11 protein-coding genes are annotated in these 7,048 nt (G+C 58.6%); all 11 read right to left on the bottom strand.

What is annotated here, in order from left to right; genetic code table 11:
• Nucleotides 1–411: hypothetical protein (locus HQL52_19460; protein ID MBF0371620.1), on the bottom strand; the 411-nt coding region annotated here is incomplete at its 3' end.
• A 3-nt stretch (nucleotides 412–414) separates the two neighbouring features.
• The gene (locus HQL52_19455; protein MBF0371619.1) at nucleotides 415–675 is read right to left on the bottom strand and encodes a hypothetical protein; all 261 of its coding nucleotides are present in this window, start codon (nucleotides 673–675) and stop codon (nucleotides 415–417) included.
• Entirely contained in the window at nucleotides 675–857 is a 183-nt protein-coding gene (locus tag HQL52_19450) for a hypothetical protein (protein ID MBF0371618.1), read from the bottom strand. The genes HQL52_19455 and HQL52_19450 overlap by 1 nt, the downstream gene beginning before the upstream one ends.
• A 12-nt stretch (nucleotides 858–869) precedes the next feature.
• On the bottom strand, nucleotides 870–1,262 hold the full coding sequence (locus tag HQL52_19445; protein MBF0371617.1) for a DUF882 domain-containing protein: 393 nt from the start codon (nucleotides 1,260–1,262) through the stop codon (nucleotides 870–872).
• A 71-nt stretch (nucleotides 1,263–1,333) separates the two neighbouring features.
• Complete coding sequence (locus HQL52_19440) at nucleotides 1,334–1,792, bottom strand: hypothetical protein (GenBank protein ID MBF0371616.1); 459 nt, start codon at nucleotides 1,790–1,792, stop codon at nucleotides 1,334–1,336.
• Nucleotides 1,793–1,803: 11 nt separating this feature from the next.
• Entirely contained in the window at nucleotides 1,804–2,412 is a 609-nt protein-coding gene (locus HQL52_19435; protein MBF0371615.1) for a TSCPD domain-containing protein, read from the bottom strand.
• Nucleotides 2,405–2,623: a hypothetical protein gene (locus tag HQL52_19430; protein ID MBF0371614.1), complete on the bottom strand. Its 219-nt coding sequence runs from the start codon at nucleotides 2,621–2,623 to the stop codon at nucleotides 2,405–2,407. Before HQL52_19430 ends, HQL52_19435 begins: the two co-directional genes overlap by 8 nt.
• Entirely contained in the window at nucleotides 2,620–3,123 is a 504-nt protein-coding gene (locus HQL52_19425) for a hypothetical protein (GenBank protein MBF0371613.1), read from the bottom strand. Before HQL52_19425 ends, HQL52_19430 begins: the two co-directional genes overlap by 4 nt.
• Before the next feature lie 401 nt (nucleotides 3,124–3,524).
• On the bottom strand, nucleotides 3,525–5,822 hold the full coding sequence (locus HQL52_19420) for an AAA family ATPase (GenBank protein MBF0371612.1): 2,298 nt from the start codon (nucleotides 5,820–5,822) through the stop codon (nucleotides 3,525–3,527).
• Nucleotides 5,823–5,829: 7 nt separating this feature from the next.
• On the bottom strand, nucleotides 5,830–6,177 hold the full coding sequence (locus HQL52_19415) for a hypothetical protein (protein MBF0371611.1): 348 nt from the start codon (nucleotides 6,175–6,177) through the stop codon (nucleotides 5,830–5,832).
• A complete protein-coding gene (locus tag HQL52_19410) occupies nucleotides 6,174–6,938 on the bottom strand; it encodes a hypothetical protein (GenBank protein ID MBF0371610.1) in 765 nt (254 codons plus the stop codon). The genes HQL52_19415 and HQL52_19410 overlap by 4 nt, the downstream gene beginning before the upstream one ends.
• Nucleotides 6,939–7,048 lie beyond the last annotated feature (110 nt).

Below are 7,048 nucleotides of genomic sequence, written 5' to 3'. Positions count from 1 at the left end.
CTGTGGGTCATCGTGGAAGGCCGCGATGAAATGGCGAGGTTTCTGCAGCAACCGACCAGGAAACTTGCTAGGGCGCGTGATTGACCGGGGAGTCGGACGTGCGCCGACCGGAACGGCCAGCGCCTCGCCAGAGTGCGACTTGCGCATGCCTCCAGTTTCCTGCAACGCCATGAAGTCATCCAACACGGTGACTGCGGCTTCCAGATTGTTCTTTCTGGCGGATCGAACACGGACTCCCTTGGCCAACCACCCGGTGCGGATGGTGAAGCGCTCAGGCAACTGCCGCCGGACTTCCTCTTGGGCGTCTTTGGCGGTGCAGGTCAGGGCCACGGCGGTGGCAAAACGGGCCTGTTTTTCCAACCCGCTAAGTGTCTGCCGAGCGCCTTGGTCTCTGGCTTCAACCTGGATCACCGATCAGCCCCCGAACAGCTTTCCCAACCAGGGAATGGCCAGGAAGGCAGCGGTGGCCGCCAACAGGGCGATGACCTTTCGGAACAGTCGGTAGCCGCCGATCATCTGCTGCTCGGCCTTCTCCAACCGCTCCAGCACGCCTTCCATGCGGACAAAGCGCGCCTCTCCCTTGTCCAACCTGGTGATGATGTGACCCAGTTCGGTTCGGATGGTGGCCATCTCGGCCACATAGGGGCAGTTGGAGTGCCCTTGGCAGTGGTCCATCAGTTGGATCCTTCACCCATGAAGACCGAGGCGGTGGCGGCTCCGGCGGCGAGCAGGTCGGTAACGGCGCGCGCCTCGTCGTTCGAGAGTCCGAAGACGGCCAACAGCACGGCAAAGCCGCCCCAGGAAGAGGGTTCCCGCAGGCGGGAGATGAAGGTGGAAGCGATCAGGCGAATGGACATGGTGATCTCCTGTCAGTAAGACCAAACAGTCGGACGGGGGCGTCCGGGACCGTTGTCAATGGCGTCGATGTGGATAAAGCGTTTGTTGTGGGGGCCGCGTTGGGAAATGCCAACGCCGTTGAATCCCTGATGCAGCGCCAGGGTCAGCAGTTCGTGGGCGTCCTGACCAGAGATCGCCACGTCCACCGCCAAACCCGTGGTATGGGGGCCGGTGAAACCTGTGCTGGAGGCTTGGGCGTTGTGGCTGGGGCAGCGGTAGGCAGAGGTGATCCGCATGGGTTTGCCAAAGGCGGTGCGCAACTCCTCCAGCCTGAGCATGAAATCCGGATCCATCTCCATCTGGCCGCATGGGCAGTGGCAGGAGAGTTCGGATCGGGAGAAGTGCGGCCAATGGCTGTCGGACATTTTTTCAGGCTCCAGGACGAAAAAACCCGCCTCAGGTTGCCCAGGGCGGGTTTGTTAGCGCGATGCACGCGTTACTCCAATGATGGTTGGAATTTTGTCAAATTCTGCGCTTCTTGTCCGGCAGAAAGATGTCCGGACAAAAACTGATCCCGGTTCAGGATGGCGACGATTTGGAAGAGAGCGGCCTTCCAGTGCGCGGATACCGTGGATCGCGCCAATCCAAACCGCCTCTGGATCAGCTTCCAACGGACTCTTTCTGCCCGCAACCAGAGCAGGCGCACATCGTCTGGTTCCAGCCAGCGGAGCCACTCCATCACCTCGTCCATGCGGGAGATCGCTTCGGATGAGGGTGGTCCCAGCCGAATATGAACTTCGTCCCAGCCATATGCCTCGTAGAACTCTCGCAGGATGGGCGGCCACGACGAGATAAAGCTGGCGGGCTTCAATCCAGTCAGGGGCAGGCGTTTTATGGTCTCAGCGGCTTCCTCCAGGCGGAGGGCCACCATTTTCACGTCCCATTTTTTGCTCATGGCGTCCTCCCTCATGCGTCGCCGCAGCGTTTGGAAAATCCGCATTCTTGGCATTTGTCGCACCCGCCGCTGAAGACCACGGCGAAGGCGCCGCACTTCTCGCAGATCCCTTGCGGCTTCACTCCTGGACCGGTTTTTCGGTTCGTCTCGACAGCGGTCGTTGGATCGTCCTGTTCCACGATCCCCAGTCGCTCCATGTGTTGTTGCAGGCAGTTGCCGATCTCCGCCACCAGACTGGGGACGTAGCGCCCGCCAGCCCAATAGCCGCCCCTGGGGTCAAACACCGACCTCAGTTCCTCTACCAGGAAAGTAGGTCGGCTTTCGTGCCGGAAGATGGCCGAGATCACCCGGGTCAAAGCCACCACCCAGGCGAAGTGCTCCATATTTTTCGAGTTGACGAAGATCTCCATCAACCTGGGCGCACCGTTCATCACCGCGTGGTTGATAGTGACGTAAACGGCGTGATCGGACTCGGGCGGTTTGAGTTTGTAGGTGGCTCCATCCAGAACTGGATCCCGATGGAAAACCACTGGCGGAGGCATTTCCGGTTTTTGACTGGAAGGCGCGGTGACCACCGCACAGTCGGTGATGGGGTTTTCGATGCGCACGGGATCAGCCATGAGCCACCTCCCGGCGGCGGCCCCGCCCATAGAGTTTCTCGCCCAGGTTGCGGACCAGTTCCTTCTCTACCCAGGTGAGCCTGTCATCGTTTTCAGAAACGACCAGAATGCCATGGCGGTTCCAACCAAAAACCTTGGTCCCTTCAGCGTCGATGGTGGGGCCCTGCATACGGGCCAAGCAGGATTGGGGTTGCTTCGGTCCGCCGTTCATTGTCCCACCCCCTGGTCCAGCGCCCAGTGCAGGATTGCCAAACCATCCGCTTCATTGTCGTCGCCAGGGTGGTATCCTTTGGCTTTCATCGCCTGGATGACCGTCTGTTTGTTGGCGTTGCCCTTGCCGGTAGCGTGGCGCTTGATGGTCCCGACTGGGACGCCCTGGTAGGGAATGGCCCGTTTTTCACACCATGCGGTCAGGTGCGCGAGAAAACCGCCGTAGGCGTGGGCCGCCGTGGTCCCAAGATGCCTGCGGACCTCTTCGAAGACCACTTGCCCAACCGGTCCGGCGAATTGCTGGACCTCGTCGAGCCAACCGAGAAAGCGCAGGAACGGCATGCCGCCGCCCTCGAATCGGCTTGGTCGGAACTCCGCCGTCCCGCTGGTGATGGTTCCATCACGCTGCCACAGCGCCCATCCGGTTTTACTTCCCAGGTCCAGAGCGAGGATCGCCCCGTTTCCCTTGGCCCCGTTATGGGGCACAATCTCAACAGCCATATCTTTCCTCCTGAGGGTTGGTGTGGTCAGGACGGCGGCGGGCTCCGCCAAGAACATCGCCGCCGTCCGTTTCCAGTCTGTTTGGTTAGCAAGGATCCGTTTGTGAGGTGGGCCATCGCGTGCGCGAAACCCTCCGACCTGGGAAGGTGTCACCCTTGCGGGGACCCCCTCCCGTAGGGAGGACCGGATTTTCCATTCTTCCATTCTGGCTGCAACATCATGAAATTGTTTCGAAATTTCCAGACTGTAAAAGGTCGAATTCCAGTCTGCCCTTTCCATTCTGGTCTGCTCGCAACCTATTGATTTTCCAATACTTCCAGAATGGAAAACTTTCCATTCTGCCCAGAATGGAAAGTTTTCCATTCTGGCCATTTTCCATTCTGGATTCCATTCTGGATTTCTCATTTTTCACCACCTTGATCACCTCCTTGACAGACCCAAACCTCGGGATTTTCGACAGGCAATACGGCTCCGCTCTGCTGACACTTGAAGTGGGTTGGAAGAACGATATCCAACCGGCCTTCGTCTCTTCTGAGAACCATCCCTTCGGTAACCATGTAGCCAAATTTCGAACGGGGAGCCGGAGGCAGGTCGTATTCCTCAAAATTGCGGAAAAATTTGATTTCGCTTTTTGTGGATGCGACTGAAATCCGTTTAACAATGTTGTCCCGACCTCCAAGCCCAGCGTGGTTTTCGAACTTTTCAGAAAATTGGGCGGGGGTGTATACGCGCCCCTCTGCAGCCTCATCCAGGATCAACTGAATGATTACGTCCTGCTTCCTGTCGCGCTCTGCATCCATCTTTTCCCCTATGGCCTGACCGATGAGCCGTTCACCGCGCCGGTCGATCTCCATCCACTCGCCATCAATTTTGTCCACCGTCATCGGAGCGATGGCCGGGCCGTTGCGAAGTTCGAACTGCAGCTTCCGTTCGGATTGATCCTCATCGGGCCGATACATGATCAGGCCGCTGCTGTAGAAGCTCCGGAGGCTTCCGGCCCCGCTCAGGGCCTGGAACGGATCCTCCATGAGTTGTTTTTTGCTGAGCTTTTTTGTGTGGTGACTGAGAATGACCCCGGCCTCCGGATTGACCGTGTCCCGGATCCGCTCCACCCGTTCCTGGAGAAAGAAGAGCATGGCGTTGTTGTCGTTTTCGCCATTGCCGTCTGGGCCGCCGTCAAAGACATTGCGGATGGGGTCGATGCAGATGATGTCTGGAGGCGGATTTGGAAAATCCCGCTGAATGGCCATGATCGTCCGCTGCGCGCCATCGGCGTTAAGCAGCATCCGCACCTTTGGGGTCAGTACCAGGTTACGGCCCGCCGTGGTGATCATGGATGCCGGAAAATCCATCCGTTTCATCCGCTCGCGCAGGTAGTGGTATTGGATTTCCGCCTGAAGGTAGAACACGCCCAGTGGCCGGGGCGGAGCGAATCCCAGGAACTCCATGCCGGCAGCCATGCGGGCCAGCAGGTGAATGAGAAAATCGCTCTTTCCAACCTTGGGGGCGCCGCCGATCACCAGAATGCCGCCCGGGGTCAACAGGCGGGGGGTGATGATGTCCAGGGGCATGGGACTGTCGTCGGCCAGCAGTTCCGACAACCGGAAGGTGGGTAGTGGATCGTTGGTGATCTTGGCCACCGCAGCCTCGCCATGTTTCTCACAATGCCTCTCCCACAGCCGTTGCGCTTCAGCGGCCAGGCGGTCCTGAGGCCAAGGGGGACGGAGCATGGCGGCGTTGTATTGGGAGATGGCTTCCCAAGCTTCCTCCTTGTTCATCTGTCCGGAATGGGCCATGCGGATGTAGTGACCGATGGCGGCGCTGGCTCCGGCGAATCGGCTCCATGCATCCTGGTCACCCTCGCGGATGGGGGTGGTGAGCACCTCCGCCATGGGTGGTTTGGCGGAGCCGGCATTGTTGAAATCAAGCCCGGAGAGGTCGATCCCCTCCATGACCGGCATGTCATCGACAGCGTCGGCCATGTCCCGAAGGTGGTATTCCAGGCTGTTTCTGGAGCGGAACGTGACCAACCGCCGCCGGCCATGCTTGTGGTAGACCGATCCGGCCACCCGGATAGGCTGGTGCGCTGATTGAAAATGGATGTCGCCGCCCGCCTTGAGAGCGACCTGATGACGGATCCGGCAGGCCAGGGCGATATCGTCGCCTTCCGCCGGTTCGGACAGTCGCCAGTAGAGATGCAGCTTGGCCAAACCCTCCCGGGTCACGCCGCCGGATTCGATCACGGCGGATGGCTCTCCCAGATGTATGGAGAGGTGTTCCAGCTTGGCTTCGGTATCACCGCAATCCAAATCTACCAGGATCACCTGGGTCTGGGTGACGTCGCTCGCCTTGGCGCGCCCCTGTTCGGCTACGGTTCCAGGTATGACGTAGAAGGCCATACCTTCCCGGGCCGCCCATTTAGCAAAGGTGATCGCCTTCTCCTTGACGGACGCCAACGCATCCATCTCGTCAGCTTCCACCCATATGGCATGGGGCCGAGCATCCAGGTCCTGGCCCTGGTCCGCGAACGCCCGCAGAGGAATCCAACCTTCGCAATAGTCGAAGACCAGATCCATGTAGGCGGCAATGGTCTCCGTATCGGAGACCATCGGCTCCAACGGACCATCATCCGCCTGCCGTGCGGCAGTATTGAAATCCAGCCATTTGTCATGTCGGACAATGTTGGCGCGCTCGTTCATCCAGATTTCATCCAACGACATGACGTACGCCGTCGTCTGCAAGCCAAGGCAGCGGAAATGGAGACGCTATAAATGTGATCCCGTTATTGTCCTGCTTCCACGCGATCAGAAATTCGGAATGCCCTTCTCCATGTTCAGCGGGGATGGCGGAGATGAACGGCCCTTTCCGAAAATCACCTTCCCATCCGAGTCGAAGAGCCAGTTGGGTAGCGCGTTGGAATCGGTTCAGCACTTCGCATGGATCGGAGAAGGGACCGTTATCCCTGTACGGACTGGCCAGGAACGCCAGCATGGACGTCCAGTGGTTCCAAAAATCGATTGGCGCAATTTCATAAACGTGAAGCTCATTTTTCATTGGATTCTCCAGCAGCGGTCCTGATGTGAACACATCCGGCATTCGAAATGGGTGGACTCCCGGCTGATCCGTGGGAGAAGTTCATGGGCTTCAGTGGCCTGGAGAATCCGCACCGCCCGATCGGACATCTTCTGCGCCAGGGGGGCGTCGAACGGAACCAACTCATGGTGCAACTCGGCGGTGTTTTTGTTGATGGCGGTAAACAGCGCCGGATTGGCCGAGATGCCGGAAACCTGCGGCTCCATGTAGGCCTGATAGATGGCGATCTGAGCAGCGTAGACCGGTTTGGAAAGAGTCACCCCGCGCTTGACCGTATCTTTCCACGATTTGTCATTGAGGGATTTACACTCCCACAGAGCCGGATAGGCCATGGTGATCTCTTCAGGACCGTTAACGATGATGCCGTCCACATGGCCCTGGATGCGGCCATTGGCGGCGGAGAAGCCAAACTGGCCGCCGTTGGGACGGTTGCCCCGGGTGGTGAACAATTCGAACCCGGCCATGCGCAACCACTTGATGGCCATATCCTCGAACAAGTGTCCGGCACCGAATATGCGCAGAAGTTTGCCACTGAAATCCCGGCCCGGATCCTTGGGGGCGTGGGCGTATTCGAATTGCAGGGCTCGTTCGCATGAAACGCCAAGACGGGATGCGCCCAGGTAGTTGCGAGGCTTCTGGGCCCGCTCTTCAGTTTCCAGGGCTGCATCAATCAGGTGATTGATGGCCTCTGGAAATGAGGATGAATGGTTGTAATCCAACATGGTCGCCCCCATCAAAAAGGAATATCGTTGGGATTGGCGTTGCTGTTTTTGTTCTCTTTCTATAACCCGACCAACCTGGTGCTGGATAAATATTTTTGGTGGTGGGTCGT

The sequence above is a fragment of the Magnetococcales bacterium genome, assembly GCA_015232395.1.
In the GTDB taxonomy this organism is placed as follows: domain Bacteria; phylum Pseudomonadota; class Magnetococcia; order Magnetococcales; family JADFZT01; genus JADFZT01.
Note: the sequence above shows the minus strand (reverse complement) of the source record. Positions and strands in the feature narration are given on the sequence as shown.